A 16,593-nucleotide genomic window follows, 5' to 3' on the forward strand; every position below is an offset into this window, starting at 1 on the left:
TGTTATCGCATCGACGTGAGCAGTTCGTCGATCTGCTCTGTTGTGTGGACGCCGAGCTGGCCGCCGGACCCGGCGGGCTGCTTGATGCCGTCGTGACCGCCACGGGGCGGGTGCAGGCGCAGGACCGGGGAGAGACCCGCATCGCGGAGGGTCGTCTCCTCGGCGACAAGGGCCTCGGCCAGCGCGTCGACGTCGTCGTAGTCGGTGTTCGAATCGATCCACTCGTCGTCGATCTCGGCCTCCCCTTCGAGGGGCTCGCCGCGAGATCGGACCAGCGTGGCCACGACGTCGGTCGATGGCTCACCGTGAGCCACGACGTCGTGAACCTTCGTGATCATTCCCTCGTAGGTGTCCGTTGCGGGGACGAGCGCCGCGTGGTTGACGTGGTGGAGGTTCAGCATCTCGAGAGTATCGACGACGTCCTCGGAGACGTTGACCTCCCCACGGAGCTGCACGACTGCGTACATCACTCGATCACCTCACGCTGGTCGAAGGCGTACTCGGGGACGCGCGCCTCCGCGGTCTTGCGGAGAGCGTTGAACGTCGCCTTCGCGAAGTTGACGGTGGTACGGGTGTTTCCGCTGGCCTCCGTCCACGCGTCCTCGATACCTGCGAGCTCGAGGACGTGACGGGGCGTCTCGCCGCCGGCCAGGCCGAGCCCGCGCGGTGCGGGCTGGAGCGTGACCTCGACGGAGCCTGCCTTGCCCTGCGTGCGCAGCGCGACCGTGTGGGGACGGCCACAGCCACACTCCCAGGATCCACAGCCACGGGAGACGTCGATGATGTTCAGCTTCGCGATCTCGATGGCCTTCTGGATCGCGGCGCCGACCTGGTCGTCACGCCCTTCGGCGTAGCCGACGTAGCCGTCGCGGTTGCCGATTGCGACGACGCAGCGGAACTTCACGCGCCGTCCGGAGTCGGTCATCCGCTGGACCATGTTGATGTCCAGCACTTCGTCTTCCAGCCCGGGCAGCAGCCGGTCGGTCACTTCGGGCTCCTTCAGCGGGAGACCCGAGTTGAGGGCGTCCTCCATCGTGTCGATTTCGCCCTCCTGAACCTGCCGGCCGAGCCGGGTGACCGGTTCCCAGCCGTCGTCGTTGTAGTTGTCGCTCATAGCAGCTCCTCCCTGACCGTATCGAAGTGCTCGGGCAGCTCCGTCGCGTCGAACTCACCACTGTAGAGCGGATCGTCGAGCGACTCCGCGTAGTCGGCGATGTGCTCGCCGCGGTTGCGTTCCCAGTCCGACAGCACCGCCTCGTTGTGGGGAATCTCCAGGCCCGCGTCGATCGCGCCCTCCTGGATCGCGAACACCTTGCTACCCGGCGTTGGGCTGTTCAGGCCGATGTCGAGCACGGCCTCCTCGATGCCTTCTTCGACCGCACGGTTGCCCGCGAGAAGCCCAGTCAGGTACGCGCTCGGAAGGTTCCCGGTGGGAGCCTCCCAACCGTACTCGGCCAGGTCCGCGGAGTGTGCGCTCGCTACTGTCTCGTCGCCGTCGGGTCCGGTGGTGATCAGCTGCGCCCTGACGTGCCCGTTGCTCGTGCGCGCCACGAGTCGGGGCTTGCCGGATTTCAGCAGGCGCAACCTCTGGTGGTAGTCCGTCCGGACCTCGCGCCGACGCCGCATCGGAACGTTGTATCGTGGTCCTGTCGCCATACTAGTACTCACTCCTGTCGATGTCGATCTGGTATTCGTCCTCCGCGAAGTTGAGCAGACGGCGGACGTCGGGGAACTCGCCCCCGCGCGCCTTGTTGTAGAGCGCACGGTACTGGGCGGGCGTCACGACGCCGTCGTCGCGCAGCTCGCGGAGCGTCTGTCGCTGGGCGCGCGCCGTGCGCGTCCAGCGATCTTTCTCGGACTGGCGGCCACCGGACTTCCCTTTGCGGGAGCCGGCCCCGGTCTGGTGCCCGTAGGCGCGCTTTTCGGAGCGCTCGCGGGCCTTGCCACGGGAGTTGCCGGACGTGGGCTTGGCGCGTACCGCGCCCTCGTCGACGAGCTCTCGGATGTCCTCCCGGGTGATCGCGTCAACCAGTTCGTCCTGTTCCTCGGGGTCGAGCCAGATGCGGTTCTCGCCGACGTCGAGGACGTCTGCCGCGAGTCGCTTCTGGGCACTGAGGTCAGTCATTACTCGCTCACCTCGACTTCCTCGTAGGTGGGGTTGAGCACACGGATGCCGGCCTCCTCGGCCTCGTCCTCGATGCGCTCGCGCTTGCGACCGCCGACGCCGGAGGCGATGCGTACCGCCTCAGTGTCGCCGTCGACGCCATCGAGGTCGTCCGTGTTGTGGACGCGGACCTCCTCGAAACCGCTGGGGTGGCGACCGCGAACGGCCGTCGGCGAACGGAAGCCCGCCGCGACCTTTGCGCCCTTGCCCTTGATGCCGCGGCGCTGCTTCGAGAGCTGGCCGCGTGGTGCGCGCCAGGAAGACGGCACGCGTTTCTTCTTGTGGTAGTCCTGTCGGTTGAACTGCGGCGAAGACACGGCACTCCGGCGCTCGAGGAGCCGCTCTTCCTCCTCGGAGAGCTCCGGCGTCTTGTCCGCGTGTCCGCGGGCGCGCAGTTCGGTCTCGACGTCCTCGTCCGCATCCTCGGGACCCTCGTCTTCGACTTCGCCTTCCGGCTCGGCGTCGACGTCGAGGTCACCGACGTCCGCTTTGATGCGGGCTGCCAGCGCGTTGCCAACGCCCTCCACGCCGGAGAGGTCGGACTGGCTGGCCCCACGCACGTCGTCGAGCGTGGTGTAGCCGGCATCGCGCAGTGCGTCGGCCTTGCTGGCACCGACGCCACTGATGTCGTCGAGGTCGCGGTCCTCCTCGTCCGCCTCGGAGTCGTCGGACTCGTCGTCGGCGTCGGTGGACTCGCTATCGGCGCTGGAATCGTCCTCGGAGTCGTCCTCCTCGACCTCCAGATCGCCGACGTCGTCTTTGATGCGTGCTGCAAGCGCGTTGCCGATGCCCTCGACCTCCGAGAGCTCGTCGACAGAGGCGGCGCGAACGTCCTCGACGGACTCGTAGCCGGCCTCGCGCAGTGCGTCTGCCTTGCTGGCACCGACGCCAGCGAGATCCTCGATCTCGGATGAATCGCTCATCAGGCACCACCCTTGCGCGGCTTGTTCGTGATGTAGACGCCGTCCTGGAAGACGCGGACGTCCTTGTCGTTCACGCGTGTGAGCTGTTCGATGTCCGCGGCAGTCTGGCCGACGGCCTCCTTGTCGGGGCCGGAGACGGTGATCTCCTCTTCGTCGACCTGGACCTGCGTGTCGTCGCCGTGAATCGGCGCCCGTCGCGGGGCGCGCTCGCCGAGGAAGTTCTCGATGACGACCTCCTCGTTCTCCACGGTGACCTGCATCGGGAAGTGGTTGTAGAACACTTCCATCTCGTAGGTCCAGCCGTCGGAGACGCCGTGGAACATGTTCTCGACGTGGGACTCGAAGGTGCCCAGCGTCGACATGGTCTTGGCGTCGTCGGCGTCGCTCTCGATAACGACGGCGTCGACGGACTCGGTGTCCGCATCGTCGCCGTCGGCCTCGACGTCGACCTCCTCGAGGGAGATCGTCACGTCGGGGTACCAGAGCCGCCGCGTCACGCTACCGTTGTCGCCCGAGACGGTGAGGTCGAGATGGTCGATCTCGACGTCGACGGCCTCGGGGATCGGGATGTCTGTTCGTGGCATTGTCTAGTACACGTAGGCGATCACCTGCCCGCCGACCCCTTCCTCACGAGCCTCGTAGTGGCTCATGATGCCGTGACTCGTCGTCACGACGAGGGCGCCGTAGTCGCGAGCGGGGAGGAACCGCTTCTCCCACTTCTCGTACTCGCCGGCACCCGCGGAGTAGCGGGGCTTGACGGGACCGCAGTCGTTGATCGCGCCGTTCAGTTCGACCTCGAAGCGACCGGCTTTGCCGTCGTCGACGTGCTCGAATCCCTCGATGTAACCGCGATCGTAGAGGACCGAAAGCACGCTGCCGACCTCTTCGGAGGCGGGCGATACCTCGTGGGTGAGGTGCCCGACGCTCTCCGCATTGTCGATGCCCGAGAGCGCGTTCGCCAGTGGATCGTCTGCTGTCATCGTTATCGGTACTTCTTGAATCCCATGTCACGCGCGATCTCGCGGAAGCACTGTCGGCACAGCCAGATATCGTACTTGCCGACGAGGCCCTGTTCGCGTCCGCAGCGACGGCAGGCCTCGAGCTGGCCGGTACGCTTCTCGGCGTGCTCGCCCGTGTCAGTCTGGGTCTCCTCTTGCTCGGTCATGCTGTCACCTCTACGTCGTAGGTCGACTCGACGAAGGCCACGGCGTCCTCGGGATCGAGGCGGTGGCCCGTCGGGATCGACCGGGTCTCGGCGTCGCGCTTGGTGACGCGGTAGCCCGGTCGAACCATGTTGACGGTAACGTCGAGTCCGAAGATCCCGATCGAGGGATCGTACTCCTGACTCGGGAACTCGGTGTGCTCGGCGATGCCGAAGCTCACGTTCCCGGTGTCGTCGAACTGCCGCTTGGAGAGGTCGGCGATGGAGAGCGCTGTCTCGAGGAACTCGTGTGCGTCCTCGCCGCGCAGCGTCACCTTCGCGCCGATCGGGTCACCGTCGCGGATCCCGAACTCCGGCTCGGCAGATTTGGCCTTGGTACGGACAGGCTCTTGCTCGGTGATCTCGCCGAGGATGTCCTCGGCCAGTGCGAGCGGCTCACCGCCCTCGCCGACGCCCATGTGCACGACGACCTTCTCGACGGTCGGCTCGCGCATCTCGTGGAACTCGGCCTGGCTCATTCGTCGTCACCTCCGTCGTCGTCGGAATCGTCGTCCGCGTCGGCCTCCTCGGCCGTTTCGTCGTCGGACCCCTCATCGGGCTCCTCGGCGACGAAGTTCTCGTCGATGACGACGACGTACTCCTCGACAGTCTCGAAGGTCTCGTCGTCGAGACCGTCGACGAGGACGCGGTTCGGGGAGCTCCCCGCTGCCACGTCGATCGTCTCCAGTTCGCCGATCTGGCCGGCGTGCTGGCCGCGGACGGCGGTGACGAGCTCACCCTCCTCGTAGGGGAAGTGAGCGACGACCTCGCCGTCCTCGTTGTCGACGACCAGCGAGTCCTTCGGAGCGTACTCCGCGCCCGCCTCGACGACGAGCGTCTCGCCGTCGTGGAGCGTGAGCTGAACGTCGCCACCGGCAATGTCGCGCTTGCCGATGACCTTGCCCAGCTTGGAGCCCGCGGCGTCCTCGTCGATCTCGGTCAGCGAAAGCCGACCGCCCTCGTCGGGGAACACGCGGTAGAACTCCTCTCGCTCGCGGAACGCCAGGATGTCGAACATCCCGATCGGTCGGCTCTCGTCGCTGATCCGATCGCCGTTGACGCGAACGGAGCCAGCAGAGAGCGCGTAGCGGGCTTCCTTGCGGGAGTCGACGTAGCCGAGGACGTCGCGCAGCACGACGACCAGCGGCACGCCGTCCTCACCGTGGGGGCCGGCGTCGGCCTTGACGGTGAACGTCTCGGTCTTGCGCTCGACCGGCCAGGACTTCGGCACCGAGAGGCGCTTCTGGTGGTTACTCATGATTCGTCCTCCCCGCGAATGCGGGACTCGCGCTCGGGATCGCGGTCGACCTCGAGGCCAGTGACCTTGAGGTTCGAGGCGTCGACCGGTCGTGGGACCTCTTCGCCGTCGGCGGTCTCGACCGTGACGTCCTCGACGTGGACGACGGACTCCTTGAGATCGACGCGGAGGACTTCGCCGGTCTCGCCGGCGTAGTCACCGCGCATGACCTCGACGGTGTCGCCCGCGTTGACGCGGACCCGTCGGGAGTCGTACTCCTCGCGGAGGTCGTCGGACAGCGTCGAGCGAACCAGGTCGTGGCGCTCGTGAAGATCCGCGTTTGCCGTGCGGTTTCGCTGTGTTCGTGGTTGTTTGCTCATGCTATCACTCTCATACGATCATGGTCGCCGCGCTGGCGATCGTTCCGAACCGCTCGGCGACTTCCCGTGCGACGGGACCCTTGATCTCGGTCCCGCGGGGTTCCTCGTTCTCGTCGATGATGACGGCCGCGTTGTCTTCGAACTTCACGCGCTGGCCGTCTGGTCGCCGGATGGATTTGCGCTGGCGCACGACCACTGCCTCGAGCACCTGGCGACGCATTTCGGGCGTCCCCTTGGTGACCGAGACGGTGATCTTGTCGCCCAGGCCCGCCTTCGGGTGGCGGTTGATCGTCCCACTGTAACCGTGGGTACTGATCACTTTGAGCTCTCGAGCGCCGGTGTTGTCGGCGCAGTTCACGATCGAGCCCTTCTCGAGACCCTGGGTGACGTCGGCGTTGAGCGCCTCCATCAGGCGTCACCTCCGTCCACCACGTCGACCACGACGTGGCTCTTCGTCTTCGATAGCGGTCGACACTCTGCAATCCGGACCGTGTCGCCGTCCTCGATACCGTCGAGGACGCCCGGCACGTGGGCCGGGATCCGGGAGCGACGCTTCATAAGCCGGTCGTACTTCTCGACCGGGACGTCGTACTCCCGCTGGACGACGACGGTCCGATCCATGTCCGTCGAGACGACCTCGCCTTCGAGGATCTGCCCTCGAACGGAGAGTTCGCCGTAGAACGGACACGTCTCGTAGTCGTAGTCCTCCGGGTTGTCTGGCTCCGGAGGCGCTGATACGTCTAGTCCTATCGCCATGTGGAATCACTCCGTGTCTCCGTTCGCTCCGCAGGTCGCGCGTGGAGTCGCGCTCCATCCACCGTAACGTGGGCCACGCCCTCGCCGGCCACCACGGAGTCGGTGGGCAGTTTGGACGCAGTCCCCGACCCCTTGCGGGCGCCCTCGGTGGGCGGGCTCGCGCCGTCGGCAGCTTCATCTGTGAGCAAAAATTCGAACGTCGTCCCGCGCTTTGGAACCTGACGAACCCGCGCCTCCCCGCCAGCGGCCCCCTCGCGGTGGCCGCGGATCGAGAGCGTGGACGTCGTCTCGGCGACGACGCGGCCCGCGATTCCGGCCATACCGGAATCGCTGGCGTCGGCTACCCGAACGGGTAGACCGACCAGCTCGTGTCGGGGAAGCGACGCGGGCGTCAGGCTCATTCGTCGAGGTCTCCCTCCTCGTTCTGGATCGTCTTGATCCGGGCAACCGCACGCCGGAGCTCCTTGATGCGACCGGGGTTGTCCGGCGCACCGCCCGCTGCCTGCACGGACTTCGCGTTGAGCAGCTCCGTCTGGATATCCTCAAGCTCGGCCTCACGCTCGGCCGGCGTCATGTCCCGAACCTCGACTGGGTGAATCTCGGTCATTCGTCGTCACCCTCCTCGTCGGCATCGGCGTCTGCGTCGTCGGACTCGTCGTCCGCGTCGGACTCCTCGTCCTCGGAGTCGGCTTCGTCAGCCTCCTCCATCTCTTCGACGAGGTCCTCGGCTTCCGCCTCGGTATCCTCGTCGAGGTCGTCCTCCGCGGCTTCCGCCGCGTCGGTGCTGTCCTCGACGGACTCCTCGAGTTCCTCGAGCTCCTCGGCGACGTCGTCGTCATCCGGGATCTCGGGGTCCTCGAACTCCTCGTCCTCCTCGACGACTTCCTCGGGGAACTCGCCGGTGTCCTCGTCGGACTCCGCAGCCGCGTCCTCGAGCTCTTCGAGGTCATCCTCGTCGGGCTCCTCGAGCAGCTCCTCGACGCCAGCTTCGGCGTCTTCGGGCTCGAGGCCCTCGGTGGAGGCCTCCTCCGCGATCTCGAAGTCGTCGGGCAGCTCGGCGCCCGGCGGGATGATCTTCACCGTCACGCCGATCGTACCGAGCTTCATGACGGCGACGCCCTGGCCGTGGTCGACGACCGTCTCGGCGGGCTCGCCGTTGTGCTTGATGTAGCCGTCAGAGAACTTCTCTACGCGCCCGCGGGCGCCCGTGACCTTCCCCGACAGGACGATCTCCGCACCGAGCGCGCCGGCGTCCATGATCCGCTCGAGCGTCGTGTGGCCTGCCTTCCGGAAGTACCAGCCACGCTCGAGGGCGTTCGCCAGGCGGTCGGCGACGATCCGGGCGTTGAGGTCCGGCTCGTCGACCTCCTGCACGTCGATCTGGGGATCCTCGAGATCAAACTCCTCCTCGAGGGTCGTGGTGATCGATCGGATGTTCTCACCGCCCTTGCCGATGACCATACCGGGCTTCTCGGCTTTCAGGACGATCTGGGTCCCCATCGGCGTCTTGGCGACGTCCATGCCGCCGTAGCCGGCGCGGCCCAGCTCCTCGGCGAAGAACTCGTCGATCTGGCTCCGCTGGAGGCCGTCCTCGATGAACTGGTGTTCGTCCGCCATCAGGCGTCACCTCCCTCGTCGTCGATCTCCTCGCCCTCTGCGAGCACGAGCTCGACGTCGACCTCCGGCGAGTTCCAGGCGCCAGCCCGGCCCATCGCTCGGGGCTTGCGGCCCTGTGATTCGCCGACCTTGTGGGATGCGACGTGTGCGATCTCCATCGTCGCGCCGTCGAATCCCTGGTGCTCGGCGTTCGCGATCGCGTTCTCGAGCAGGTCGAGGAAGCCCTCGCTGGCCTTCTCGGGGTAGCGGCCGGCGTCCCAGCCGTCGATGTCGGATCGGTGGCCGACGCCGCTGTTGTGCTCCCGGAACGGGACGGATCGATCGCCGGCGATGACGTCCTCGAGGTAGGCGACGGCCTCGTCGGCCGTCTTGCCCTTGATCTCGCGGGCGATCGCCTTGCTGTGCTTCTGGCTCATCTGACGCTCCCGGAGCATCGCTTTCGCCGTCGCGTCCGGGTCTACGTCCACGCTGTAGCTGATTCCCATCCTATCACCTCACTTGAGTGGTACGAACTTCGACGATCGAGTCGCACCGATACCGGCCTGGCCGTGCTCGACCTTGCCGCGAGTCTGCTGGAACTCGCCGAGGTAGTGCCCGAGCATTTCGGGCTCGACCTCGACGCGCTCGAACTCCTGCCCGTCGTGGACGGCAAACGTGATGTTCACCATCTCGGGGAGGATCGGCATGTCGCGCAGATGCGTTCGCAGCGGCGACTGGGCCGTCTCCTCGGGTTCGGCCTCGCGAGCGTCCTCGAGGAGCTTCTGCTTCTCGGGGGAGAGCCCGCGCTCGATGCTTCGCCGCTGGCGTGCGGGGAGCAGTTCCGCGACGTCGTCGACGCTCATGTCCTGCAACTCCTCGAGCGTGTGGCCACGGAAGGTAAACTCGCCTTCGTGACCGGTTCTGTATCCTGATTCGCTCATTATTCGTCACCTCCCCGTCCGGTTCGACGGGAGGCGATGTCGCCGACCTTGCGGCCCGGCGGTGCGTCCCGGGAGACGGACTTCGGCCGTCCGGGATGCTGTCGTCCGCCGCCACCGAATGGGTGGTCGACGGCGTTCATCGCGACGCCACGGACCCGCGGCCAGGTCATCGCGCGCGATTTTACCTTGTGGTACTTGTTTCCGGCCTTGACCATCGGCTTCTCCGTTCGGCCACCGCCCGCCACCACGCCGATCGTGGCGCGGCAGTCGGGGTCGAGGCGTTTGACCTCGCCACTGGGCAGCTGGACGACGGTAACAGATCGATCGTGCGTGACCACGCGTGCGCTCACGCCGCTGGCGCGCGCGAAGGTCCCGCCGTCGCCGGGGTTGGACTCGACGTTACAGACCGGCACGCCCTCCGGGATCTCTGCCAGTGGGAGCGTGTTGCCGGGCTCGATCGAGGCCGAGATGCCGACCTGAATCTGATCGCCGACTGCGACGCCCTCGGGAGCCAGGACCAGTCGCTGGTCGCCGTCCTCGAAGGTCACCTGGGCGATCGGCGCGGATCGCGCTGGGTCGTGCTCGATGTCGACGACCTCGCCGCTGACCAGGTCGCCGTCCTCGTTTTTCTTGTGCTGCTTGTCGGATTTGTAGCGGTGGGATGGCGCCCGGAAGACCGAGCCGCCGCGTCCTCGCCGCTGTCCGCGAATGCGTCGTCCCATGTTCAGAACACCCCGATTCGCGAGGCGACTTCGTCGGCGTCGTGGTCCTCGCTGAGTTCGACGATCGCCTTCTTGTAGCCGTCCATCGTTACGTGGGCGTTGACCGACGTGACGTCGACCTCGAACTGCTCCTCGACCGCGTCCGCGATCTCCGGCTTGGTGGCGTCGGTGCGAACCGCGAACTGGAGCTTGTTCTCGAAGTCCATGTCGTTCATCGCCTTCTCGGTGACGAGCGGGTGCTTGATCACGGACTGCGTGGAGCTCATCGCTCGCTCACCTCCTCGAGTGCGGCCTCGGTGAACACCGTGAGTCGGCCCGGATGCGTTCCGGGCGCGAGTTCCTCGGCGTTGACCTCGGAGCCAGTCGCCACGTCGGCGCCCGCGAGGTTGCGGGCGGCCGTCGAGGGACCAGCGTCACTGGAAGTCACGAAGAGGATCGACTTGGGCTCCTGCGTCCGGCGGCCACGGGTCGTCCCCTGGCCTGCGCGAACGGTGCGGCCCTCGTCGGCTCGAACGACGTCGTCGTGGAGACCCGCTGCCTCCAGGAACGAGACGACCTCCTGGGTCTTCACGAGGTCCTCGAACTCGTCGTCGACGACGACCGGGGTCTCGAGCTCGTCGTCGAACTCGTGACCGCGGTCGCGCACGCGATCGGCGTCCGCGGTGGCCGCGATGGCCGAGCGGATCGCCGCCTGGCGCTCCTTGTCGTTGACTGCTTTGCCGCGATCTTTCTCCGCCTTCGGCGGGTGTGCGCTACGGCCACCGACGGTCTGGGGAACGCGGCGGGCCTGCCCGTTCTGCTGGGGCACGTGGGCCATGCCGCGACCGCTTCCCTGGGACTCCGCAGGTGTGCGGAGGCCAGCGTACTCGTCGGACCCGTAGTCCTGCGTCCGGTTTGCCTGTGCGGCGAGGACGGCGCGCTTGATGAGGTCGGGCCGGTAGTCGGCGTCGAACACCGACGGTAGCTCGACCTCGCCCGCGGCCTCGCCATCCAGGTCGTGTACTGTCGTCATGGATTATCCCTGGTTGGATGCCGTCGAGACGTGGCGCACCTCGGGATCGAGGCGCGGCTGGTCTCCGGGGCGGACTGCCGGTCGGAAGCGGAGAAGCCGCTTGTCCGGACCGGGCAGCGAGCCCTTGACCAGTGCGTAGTTGCCCTCGACCTCGCCGTAGTTGACGAAGCCGCCGTCGGGCGTGACCTCGTCGTCGCCGGCGTCGACGAGGCGCTTGTTCAGTTCGGTCCGCTGGTGGTAGCCCGTCTGTCCTTGCTGGGGTACCGTCGAGCGGACGCGGGAGGGGTTCCACGGGCCGAGGTTGCCGATGCGTCGGCGCCACCCCTGGCGTGCGTGCTTCCCCTTGCGTTTCTGGACGCCCCAGCGCTTGACGGGGCCCTGGGTGCCCTTGCCCTTGGTGACGCCCGCGACGTCGAGATACTCGCCGGCGCGGAACACGTCCGTCATCGAGTGCTCGCCGCCCTCGGTGACGAGATCGAGTCCGTGGTCGACGCGCTCGTCGATCGAGCTACCGCCGATCCGGGTTTCCATCACGTCGGGGGTCGTCCGGGGAACGCCCTGGAGTTCACCAGGCGAGGTGTGGGTGATCGCCCGCACCTCGGCGACCTCGCCGTTCGCGGCGAGCTCGCGCAGCTCCTCGGCCTGGGCCTCGAGGTCGTGTCCCTCGGGGACGTCGAGCGCCCGATCGAGTTCGGGGCGCGCGTCGTCGGTCCAGACCTCCGTCGTCGGACGGAGTCCGTATGGTGTGTCCTCGTACGCTCGCAGCGCGACCGCGTACATCGGCGGCGTCTCCACGATGGTGACCGGAACCGTCTCCTCCATCCCTTCACGGGGGGAGCCAGACTGGTCGTTGATCACCACGACGTGGGACATGCCCGCCTTGTACCCGGCGAAACCCTGCAGCGTCGGCTGTCCGTCAGCGTTCGGCCACGACTTGAAGCGCGGGACCTCCGAGGTCGCGCGCTTCCGTGGACCGAACCCCATCGAGCCTTTGCGTGGTCGGCTTGGTTGTGGCATTGTGTCACTCCGTTACGTGGCAGGTCGCGAGCGACGCGAACAGAGCTTCCTCCGTTCGCACCGTCGTGCTGCCTTGGTTCGGGATCGTGTTGAGCCAGCAGTCGAACCCACCCGTTGCGGGTCCGACGTCCGCATCGCCTGACGACTCGATTCCGCGCTGTAACGCGCTGGGCGAGTCGTCGACCGAATCGGCGTCGACGTCGAGGATCTCCGGCAAACCACGACCGGGCGCCCCCAGGGCGAGGGTGAGCCCCACGTCCTGGAGGTGTCCGGTCAGGTCCGTGATTCGCGTCGCCGTCAGCGGCGTCCCGTGGCGGGAGGCCGCGATGGCACACGTGGATCCAGACGTCTCGATGGCCGTCGGCAGGTCCGCGCGATGAACCTCGAAGCCCGTGAGGGGCTCGTCTACGATCTTGGCGCGGACCGGTCGTCGCGAAGAGACCCTGACGGTCACGCGCTCCCCCTCCTCGACGTCCCGTTGATTGGGAGCCGGGAGTGAGATCGGGTGTTGCAAGCCGCAATTGACCCGTACGCGCCCCTCAGGTCCGACCTCGGTCACGATACCCTGTCTCAACGACCCCGGACCGTTCGATCCGGAGCCGGTCCGTGAAGAGGCGTGGAGCGGCGGCAAGACGCCCGCGAACTCCAGTTCGTCCCGCTGCCCCCATGCCTCCTTTCGGAGGTGCGGGGGCGTCGCGGCGTACCGCAGTACGGTACGGACGAACCCACCGTCCAGCGAGCCGGTCTCGCCCGCCGGGTCGTCGAAGACGACCAGGCGATCCACCCGGTAGATCGTCGCCGCGCGGGCGACGTAGCCGAGTTTGCGAGTTGCCTCGCGTTGGTCCTCGGCTTCCCGGGCGAGGGACGACGGCACGAGTACGCTGACGTGCATGCCGTGACGCTTCTACGCCTCGCCACTAGACTGTAGCGATTCATTTTCGATCAGGTAGTAAAAGGGTGCCGCTTCCGTGTGGAGGGTGTGGCGGCATCACACGGCCGGAGGCGGCCGAACTGGGACGATTCGGCAGCCACCAGACCACTCATCACGACGCCGTCGGCGCACTGACCGCAACCCTCGGCGGGGCAATCTCTTTGTAACGGGCGCGAAACGGTGGATATAATGGCCGAAACGGAACGCGTGGTGGCCCACAGCGACACAGTCGTCGTTGCGGGGATCGCGCTGCTCGCCGTGCCCGTTTCCGCGGTACTGCTAGGAGTGCATCCGTTGCTGTGGTTCGTAACGGCAGCCGTGTTGATCGTCGGCGGTGCCAGCATGGACAGCACCCGGACGGTCGTCGCCTCCGACGACACAGCGAAGACGAACTGCCCGATCTGTGGCTCTCGCGTCCCCGCGAACCAGTCTCGCTGTGACTACTGTAACGAGCCCCTCCCCAATTCGGCGAACTACCAGTCGACGCTCGAGGACTGGGCGAGCGAGACGGCGTGAAGCCACCGATCGCAACAGCAGAGGACACACTCTGAACCGGTCGATGTCTGCCCGGCTACCTGTCTGCCCACCCGCCAGTGTACCAACCTGACTCCCAGCCGCCGGGAACGCGGCGGGAGGCTTTGAGGAACGACGCCGTAGGCTTCGATATGTCATCAACGGGGTCCCAGAGCGCGGAGTTCCCCGCCGTCGCGAGATCTATCACCGATCAGCAGGACCGCGACGTTCGCATCGAGCAGTACGACGGCGATCCGGCCCCGCTAGAGGTGTGTTACGAACAGTTCGACGACGAGTCACGCGCGCAAGGAATCCCGCCACGGTCGGCGCAGCGCCGAACCGCCTGGATCGAAGACCTCCTCGAGGGCCACGACGTCGTCGCGTGGGACGACGGCGACGCGGTGGGTCACGCCGTCCTGATTCCGTACGGCGACGGTGAAGAGGAGGAGGAGGAGGAGGAGGCCGCCGAGCTCGCCGTGTTCGTTCGCCCGGACTACCAGTCCGCCGGCATCGGCACCGAACTCGTCCGGAGCCTGCTGGCGCTGGGACGCCGAGAAGGGATCCAGCGCGTCACACTCGTCGTCGAGCCCTCGAACACGATCGCCGTCAGCCTCTACCGGACCGTCGGCTTCTCTGTAACCGACAAACATCGCGGTGAGTTCGCGATGGAACGAGAGCTGTAGAGAACTGCTCCGTACTGACCACACCGCGAAACCCATTTCCCCGCCGGGGCGCTCGCATCCCCATGAGCCTCGACGACCTCACTGCCGACGTTGAAGCGACCTACGACGAGCTGGACGGCGACCTCACGATCGACCTCGACGAGGAGTCCCGACGGGAGCTGACGATGCTGCAGGCGGCGCTCGACGCCGATGACTCCGCGGAGATCGTCAAGCGGGCGCTCCACCTGTTCTTCCAGTCGACCGTCGAGACCGGCCGGCTCGACTTCCACCTCCGGAGTACGTACGACGTCACCTACGACGAGTATCTCTCCGGAATGACCTACGACGAGATGACCGGTGCCGATCAGTTCCCACAGGCCGAGACGAAGGACGACCGACGGTACCAGTTCTGAGCGGCGATTCTGGCGTGGGAGTCCTTGCCCGAACTGACGACTGAGTATTGCTCGGTGGCGGTTGCGTCGGTTTGGATTCAGCGACCCCCGAAAGCCCCACCCGCACTGCGCCGCCCACCGCAGCCTCAGACCTCCCCAGCCTTCTGCGCTGCTCACGTCCGTTGCGCTGCTCGGCCCTCGCACGCTTGCTGGCGTCGGCCGCTCGCCCGCTCCGGGGCTCGCGACCGCGCCAGCGCGCGCCGACGCACTCCACCGGGGTGGCGCGATCGGTGGAATTTCGAACCGGGTGGGGCTGAGCGAGATCTCCGATCTCGCGAGGCACGGAAGAGCTCCGCTCTTCCGGTACTCCGGAAGTGGCCGACCGCTCGGCGGTTTAGGCGACGCAAGCGATGACGAGCGAAGTCGCCCGAAAATCTTCGATTTTCGTGATGACGAGAGAGCTTTGCTCTCTCGAACCACTCGTCAAGTGCCGGAGGAAACCTCCGGCCACCGTAGGCGAGCGAAGCGAGCCGAGGAGCACAGCGAGCGTAAACCGCCGAGCGGGAGGGGGCTTCCGTAGCGGTCTGTTGTACCATTTCCACCACCGGGAACTGATTTCCCTAGTAACCAAGTTACTCAGTACGACGGAGAATCGACAGCCGCACTACCCGTTTCAGACTTCACGCGCACCCGCAACTGACCGCACGGCATCGCCGAACAGCTCGATGCCCATCGCGATCTCTCGCTCCCGGACGTCCAGCGGCGGAAGAAGCCGGATCGTCCGGTGGCCACAGCCAAGCACGAGCAGGCCGTGCTCGAAGCACTCGCGAACGACCGCGTTCCGGCGCTCCGGGCCCTCGAACTCGACGGCCATCATCAGCCCGCGACCGCGGGCGTCGACGGCGCCCGGAAGATCGGCGTCGTCGAGCAGTTCGAGACACTGCTCGCCCCGCCGGGTCGCGTTCGCGAGGAGGTTCCGGTCCTCGATGACATCCAGGGTCAACACGCCCTGGAGCGCTGCGATCACGTCGCCGGCGCCCCACGTCGAGGAGAGCCGGCCTTCGGTCTCGGGGAAGGTGTCCGAATCGGCGATCGTCGCGCCGACGCGGAGCCCCTTCGCTGCGGCGATGACGTCGGGATCGATCGGCCCGTGGTCGACCGCCCAGAACTCGCCGGTCCGGCCGATGCCGGACTGGATCTCGTCGACGACGATCGGAATGTCGTGGAGATCGGCGAGGTCGGCCAGCTCCTCGAGGAAGGGGTCGGAGGGGATCCGGTAGCCGCCCTCACCCTGGATCGGCTCGACGATGATGTAAGCCACTTCCTCGGGCGGGAGGTGGCCGGAGTCCGGGTCGAGTTTCCGGCGGAGGACGGATTCGGCGGTGGCGTCAGTCCCGGAGCCGTGCCCGTCGCCACCGACGAAGAAGCCACAGTCGCAGTTCGTCAGATCGTCACCGGCGTCGTCACAGTACGGGGCGTCGACCACGCCGCCGACGTCGGGGAAGCCCCGGCGCTGGACGTGTTTCGAGCGGTTCAGCGAGAGTGCGCCGAGGGTACGGCCGTGGAACGCGCCCTCGAAGGTGATCGCGCGGTGGCCCCCGGTCTCGTCGTAGCAGATCTTGATCGCGTTCTCGACGGCCTCCGCGCCCGAGTTCGAGAGGAAGACGGTATCGAGACCGTACTGATCGGCGCGGTCGGCCAGCCGGTCCTGAAGCTGGGTCGGCCCGGGAAACGCCGGATCGTCCGGCGGCCCGTTGCCGCCAGCGACGTAAAAGTCCTGACCGGCGATCTTGCCGGGCTCGGGCAGATCGAGGGCGTCGAGGCGGTCGCGGATCGCGGGGTTGTCGTAGCCGAGCGGGGCGGCGCCGACGTGGGCGGTGAAATCCAGCAGTGTGTTGCCGTCCACGTCGGTACAGAAGGGGCCGCTCGCCGGAGCGGTGTGATCCCAGACGAACTCGTAGACGTACGTCGACGGTGCGGCGTGCTCGTGGTGGGCCTCGACCCACTGGCTCGCGCGCTCCCCGGGAATGCCGTCGACGGCCGGCGTCGCAGTCTCGCGGTCCATAGCCATCGTTTACGGACGACCGTGAAAAATCCGAGGGAGGGCGCGGCGACATTCACGAACAGATCCGGTAGCGCGATGGAC

26 protein-coding genes and 2 pseudogenes are annotated in these 16,593 nt (G+C 66.9%); 3 read left to right on the forward strand and 25 right to left on the reverse strand.

Features of this window, described 5'->3' with window-relative positions; genetic code table 11:
- Positions 1-2: 2 nt before the first annotated feature.
- From rpmD to MXF70_RS00665, 24 genes and pseudogenes are all read right to left on the reverse strand, one after another.
- Positions 3-467: a 50S ribosomal protein L30 gene (rpmD, locus tag MXF70_RS00550; protein ID WP_248516643.1), complete on the reverse strand. Its 465-nt coding sequence runs from the start codon at positions 465-467 to the stop codon at positions 3-5.
- Complete coding sequence (locus MXF70_RS00555) at positions 467-1,114, reverse strand: 30S ribosomal protein S5 (protein ID WP_248516644.1); 648 nt, start codon at positions 1,112-1,114, stop codon at positions 467-469. Before MXF70_RS00555 ends, rpmD begins: the two co-directional genes overlap by 1 nt.
- Positions 1,111-1,656 carry a 50S ribosomal protein L18 gene (locus MXF70_RS00560; RefSeq protein WP_248516645.1) on the reverse strand — a complete coding sequence of 182 codons (546 nt, stop codon included), beginning with the start codon at positions 1,654-1,656 and terminating at the stop codon, positions 1,111-1,113. The genes MXF70_RS00555 and MXF70_RS00560 overlap by 4 nt, the downstream gene beginning before the upstream one ends.
- Before the next feature lies 1 nt (position 1,657).
- Complete coding sequence (locus MXF70_RS00565) at positions 1,658-2,125, reverse strand: 50S ribosomal protein L19e (RefSeq protein WP_248516646.1); 468 nt, start codon at positions 2,123-2,125, stop codon at positions 1,658-1,660.
- Positions 2,125-2,907, reverse strand: a complete 783-nt coding sequence (locus tag MXF70_RS00570) for a 50S ribosomal protein L32e (protein WP_310736364.1) — start codon at positions 2,905-2,907, stop codon at positions 2,125-2,127. The genes MXF70_RS00565 and MXF70_RS00570 overlap by 1 nt, the downstream gene beginning before the upstream one ends.
- 21 nt (positions 2,908-2,928) lie before the next feature.
- A pseudogene (locus MXF70_RS15315) lies at positions 2,929-3,087 on the reverse strand (helix-hairpin-helix domain-containing protein); the annotation flags it as partial.
- On the reverse strand, positions 3,087-3,671 hold the full coding sequence (locus MXF70_RS00580) for a 50S ribosomal protein L6 (RefSeq protein WP_248516647.1): 585 nt from the start codon (positions 3,669-3,671) through the stop codon (positions 3,087-3,089). The gene MXF70_RS00580 and the pseudogene MXF70_RS15315, both read right to left, overlap by 1 nt.
- A gap of 3 nt (positions 3,672-3,674) precedes the next feature.
- Complete coding sequence (locus tag MXF70_RS00585) at positions 3,675-4,067, reverse strand: 30S ribosomal protein S8 (protein WP_248516648.1); 393 nt, start codon at positions 4,065-4,067, stop codon at positions 3,675-3,677.
- 2 nt (positions 4,068-4,069) lie between these two features.
- Positions 4,070-4,252 carry a 30S ribosomal protein S14 gene (locus tag MXF70_RS00590; RefSeq protein ID WP_248516649.1) on the reverse strand — a complete coding sequence of 61 codons (183 nt, stop codon included), beginning with the start codon at positions 4,250-4,252 and terminating at the stop codon, positions 4,070-4,072.
- The gene (locus MXF70_RS00595; RefSeq protein ID WP_248516650.1) at positions 4,249-4,767 is read right to left on the reverse strand and encodes a 50S ribosomal protein L5; all 519 of its coding nucleotides are present in this window, start codon (positions 4,765-4,767) and stop codon (positions 4,249-4,251) included. The genes MXF70_RS00590 and MXF70_RS00595 overlap by 4 nt, the downstream gene beginning before the upstream one ends.
- A complete protein-coding gene (locus MXF70_RS00600; RefSeq protein ID WP_248516651.1) occupies positions 4,764-5,546 on the reverse strand; it encodes a 30S ribosomal protein S4e in 783 nt (260 codons plus the stop codon). Before MXF70_RS00600 ends, MXF70_RS00595 begins: the two co-directional genes overlap by 4 nt.
- Positions 5,543-5,905, reverse strand: a complete 363-nt coding sequence (gene rplX / locus MXF70_RS00605; RefSeq protein ID WP_248516652.1) for a 50S ribosomal protein L24 — start codon at positions 5,903-5,905, stop codon at positions 5,543-5,545. Before rplX ends, MXF70_RS00600 begins: the two co-directional genes overlap by 4 nt.
- A gap of 10 nt (positions 5,906-5,915) precedes the next feature.
- Positions 5,916-6,314, reverse strand: coding sequence for a 50S ribosomal protein L14 (locus tag MXF70_RS00610; protein WP_248516653.1), 399 nt, complete (start codon positions 6,312-6,314; stop codon positions 5,916-5,918).
- Between the two features lie 2 nt (positions 6,315-6,316).
- A pseudogene (locus tag MXF70_RS00615) lies at positions 6,317-6,661 on the reverse strand (30S ribosomal protein S17); the annotation flags it as partial.
- Complete coding sequence (locus MXF70_RS00620) at positions 6,652-7,062, reverse strand: ribonuclease P protein component 1 (RefSeq protein ID WP_248516654.1); 411 nt, start codon at positions 7,060-7,062, stop codon at positions 6,652-6,654. The gene MXF70_RS00620 and the pseudogene MXF70_RS00615, both read right to left, overlap by 10 nt.
- Positions 7,059-7,268: a 50S ribosomal protein L29 gene (rpmC, locus tag MXF70_RS00625; RefSeq protein WP_248516655.1), complete on the reverse strand. Its 210-nt coding sequence runs from the start codon at positions 7,266-7,268 to the stop codon at positions 7,059-7,061. The genes MXF70_RS00620 and rpmC overlap by 4 nt, the downstream gene beginning before the upstream one ends.
- Positions 7,265-8,278: a 30S ribosomal protein S3 gene (locus MXF70_RS00630; protein ID WP_248516656.1), complete on the reverse strand. Its 1,014-nt coding sequence runs from the start codon at positions 8,276-8,278 to the stop codon at positions 7,265-7,267. Before MXF70_RS00630 ends, rpmC begins: the two co-directional genes overlap by 4 nt.
- The gene (locus MXF70_RS00635; protein ID WP_248516657.1) at positions 8,278-8,763 is read right to left on the reverse strand and encodes a 50S ribosomal protein L22; all 486 of its coding nucleotides are present in this window, start codon (positions 8,761-8,763) and stop codon (positions 8,278-8,280) included. Before MXF70_RS00635 ends, MXF70_RS00630 begins: the two co-directional genes overlap by 1 nt.
- 9 nt (positions 8,764-8,772) lie before the next feature.
- Positions 8,773-9,198, reverse strand: a complete 426-nt coding sequence (locus tag MXF70_RS00640) for a 30S ribosomal protein S19 (protein ID WP_248516658.1) — start codon at positions 9,196-9,198, stop codon at positions 8,773-8,775.
- A complete protein-coding gene (locus MXF70_RS00645) occupies positions 9,198-9,920 on the reverse strand; it encodes a 50S ribosomal protein L2 (protein ID WP_248516659.1) in 723 nt (240 codons plus the stop codon). Before MXF70_RS00645 ends, MXF70_RS00640 begins: the two co-directional genes overlap by 1 nt.
- A 2-nt stretch (positions 9,921-9,922) precedes the next feature.
- Positions 9,923-10,186, reverse strand: coding sequence for a 50S ribosomal protein L23 (locus MXF70_RS00650; protein ID WP_248516660.1), 264 nt, complete (start codon positions 10,184-10,186; stop codon positions 9,923-9,925).
- Entirely contained in the window at positions 10,183-10,932 is a 750-nt protein-coding gene (gene rpl4p, locus MXF70_RS00655; protein WP_248516661.1) for a 50S ribosomal protein L4, read from the reverse strand. Before rpl4p ends, MXF70_RS00650 begins: the two co-directional genes overlap by 4 nt.
- A gap of 3 nt (positions 10,933-10,935) precedes the next feature.
- Positions 10,936-11,949: a 50S ribosomal protein L3 gene (locus tag MXF70_RS00660; protein WP_248516662.1), complete on the reverse strand. Its 1,014-nt coding sequence runs from the start codon at positions 11,947-11,949 to the stop codon at positions 10,936-10,938.
- A 4-nt stretch (positions 11,950-11,953) separates the two neighbouring features.
- Positions 11,954-12,841, reverse strand: a complete 888-nt coding sequence (locus MXF70_RS00665; protein WP_248516663.1) for a putative RNA uridine N3 methyltransferase — start codon at positions 12,839-12,841, stop codon at positions 11,954-11,956.
- 228 nt (positions 12,842-13,069) lie between these two features.
- Here MXF70_RS00665 and MXF70_RS00670 point away from each other — a divergent pair, with 228 nt between their 5' ends.
- The 3 genes from MXF70_RS00670 (at position 13,070) to MXF70_RS00680 (ending at position 14,468) form a co-directional block, all read left to right on the forward strand.
- Positions 13,070-13,396, forward strand: coding sequence for a hypothetical protein (locus tag MXF70_RS00670; protein WP_248516664.1), 327 nt, complete (start codon positions 13,070-13,072; stop codon positions 13,394-13,396).
- Between the two features lie 149 nt (positions 13,397-13,545).
- Complete coding sequence (locus MXF70_RS00675; protein ID WP_248516665.1) at positions 13,546-14,076, forward strand: GNAT family N-acetyltransferase; 531 nt, start codon at positions 13,546-13,548, stop codon at positions 14,074-14,076.
- 62 nt (positions 14,077-14,138) lie between these two features.
- Positions 14,139-14,468 (forward strand): ribbon-helix-helix protein, encoded by a 330-nt coding sequence (locus MXF70_RS00680; protein ID WP_248516666.1) that lies wholly within the window; start codon positions 14,139-14,141, stop codon positions 14,466-14,468.
- Between the two features lie 652 nt (positions 14,469-15,120).
- On the opposite strand, the gene MXF70_RS00685 is transcribed toward MXF70_RS00680, so the two are convergent.
- Entirely contained in the window at positions 15,121-16,512 is a 1,392-nt protein-coding gene (locus MXF70_RS00685) for an aminotransferase class III-fold pyridoxal phosphate-dependent enzyme (RefSeq protein ID WP_248516667.1), read from the reverse strand.
- Between the last annotated feature and the right edge of the window lie 81 nt (positions 16,513-16,593).

The organism is Salinarchaeum laminariae (assembly GCF_023204835.1).
In the GTDB taxonomy this organism is placed as follows: Archaea; Halobacteriota; Halobacteria; order Halobacteriales; family Salinarchaeaceae; genus Salinarchaeum; species Salinarchaeum laminariae.

Coding starts and splice junctions, on each gene's coding strand:
- MXF70_RS00595 (WP_248516650.1), bottom strand. CDS start 4,767: ATGAGCCAGGCCGAGTTCCACGAGATGCGCGAGCCGACCGTCGAGAAG.
- rpmD (WP_248516643.1), bottom strand. CDS start 467: ATGTACGCAGTCGTGCAGCTCCGTGGGGAGGTCAACGTCTCCGAGGAC.
- MXF70_RS00600 (WP_248516651.1), bottom strand. CDS start 5,546: ATGAGTAACCACCAGAAGCGCCTCTCGGTGCCGAAGTCCTGGCCGGTC.
- MXF70_RS00680 (WP_248516666.1), top strand. CDS start 14,139: ATGAGCCTCGACGACCTCACTGCCGACGTTGAAGCGACCTACGACGAG.
- MXF70_RS00685 (WP_248516667.1), bottom strand. CDS start 16,512: ATGGACCGCGAGACTGCGACGCCGGCCGTCGACGGCATTCCCGGGGAG.
- MXF70_RS00635 (WP_248516657.1), bottom strand. CDS start 8,763: ATGGGAATCAGCTACAGCGTGGACGTAGACCCGGACGCGACGGCGAAA.
- MXF70_RS00555 (WP_248516644.1), bottom strand. CDS start 1,114: ATGAGCGACAACTACAACGACGACGGCTGGGAACCGGTCACCCGGCTC.
- MXF70_RS00590 (WP_248516649.1), bottom strand. CDS start 4,252: ATGACCGAGCAAGAGGAGACCCAGACTGACACGGGCGAGCACGCCGAG.
- MXF70_RS00560 (WP_248516645.1), bottom strand. CDS start 1,656: ATGGCGACAGGACCACGATACAACGTTCCGATGCGGCGTCGGCGCGAG.
- MXF70_RS00640 (WP_248516658.1), bottom strand. CDS start 9,198: ATGAGCGAATCAGGATACAGAACCGGTCACGAAGGCGAGTTTACCTTC.
- MXF70_RS00610 (WP_248516653.1), bottom strand. CDS start 6,314: ATGGAGGCGCTCAACGCCGACGTCACCCAGGGTCTCGAGAAGGGCTCG.
- MXF70_RS00675 (WP_248516665.1), top strand. CDS start 13,546: ATGTCATCAACGGGGTCCCAGAGCGCGGAGTTCCCCGCCGTCGCGAGA.
- MXF70_RS00660 (WP_248516662.1), bottom strand. CDS start 11,949: ATGCCACAACCAAGCCGACCACGCAAAGGCTCGATGGGGTTCGGTCCA.
- rpmC (WP_248516655.1), bottom strand. CDS start 7,268: ATGACCGAGATTCACCCAGTCGAGGTTCGGGACATGACGCCGGCCGAG.
- MXF70_RS00650 (WP_248516660.1), bottom strand. CDS start 10,186: ATGAGCTCCACGCAGTCCGTGATCAAGCACCCGCTCGTCACCGAGAAG.
- MXF70_RS00670 (WP_248516664.1), top strand. CDS start 13,070: ATGGCCGAAACGGAACGCGTGGTGGCCCACAGCGACACAGTCGTCGTT.
- MXF70_RS00645 (WP_248516659.1), bottom strand. CDS start 9,920: ATGGGACGACGCATTCGCGGACAGCGGCGAGGACGCGGCGGCTCGGTC.
- MXF70_RS00630 (WP_248516656.1), bottom strand. CDS start 8,278: ATGGCGGACGAACACCAGTTCATCGAGGACGGCCTCCAGCGGAGCCAG.
- MXF70_RS00580 (WP_248516647.1), bottom strand. CDS start 3,671: ATGCCACGAACAGACATCCCGATCCCCGAGGCCGTCGACGTCGAGATC.
- MXF70_RS00665 (WP_248516663.1), bottom strand. CDS start 12,841: ATGCACGTCAGCGTACTCGTGCCGTCGTCCCTCGCCCGGGAAGCCGAG.
- MXF70_RS00565 (WP_248516646.1), bottom strand. CDS start 2,125: ATGACTGACCTCAGTGCCCAGAAGCGACTCGCGGCAGACGTCCTCGAC.
- rpl4p (WP_248516661.1), bottom strand. CDS start 10,932: ATGACGACAGTACACGACCTGGATGGCGAGGCCGCGGGCGAGGTCGAG.
- MXF70_RS00620 (WP_248516654.1), bottom strand. CDS start 7,062: ATGAGCCTGACGCCCGCGTCGCTTCCCCGACACGAGCTGGTCGGTCTA.
- rplX (WP_248516652.1), bottom strand. CDS start 5,905: ATGAGCAAACAACCACGAACACAGCGAAACCGCACGGCAAACGCGGAT.
- MXF70_RS00585 (WP_248516648.1), bottom strand. CDS start 4,067: ATGACAGCAGACGATCCACTGGCGAACGCGCTCTCGGGCATCGACAAT.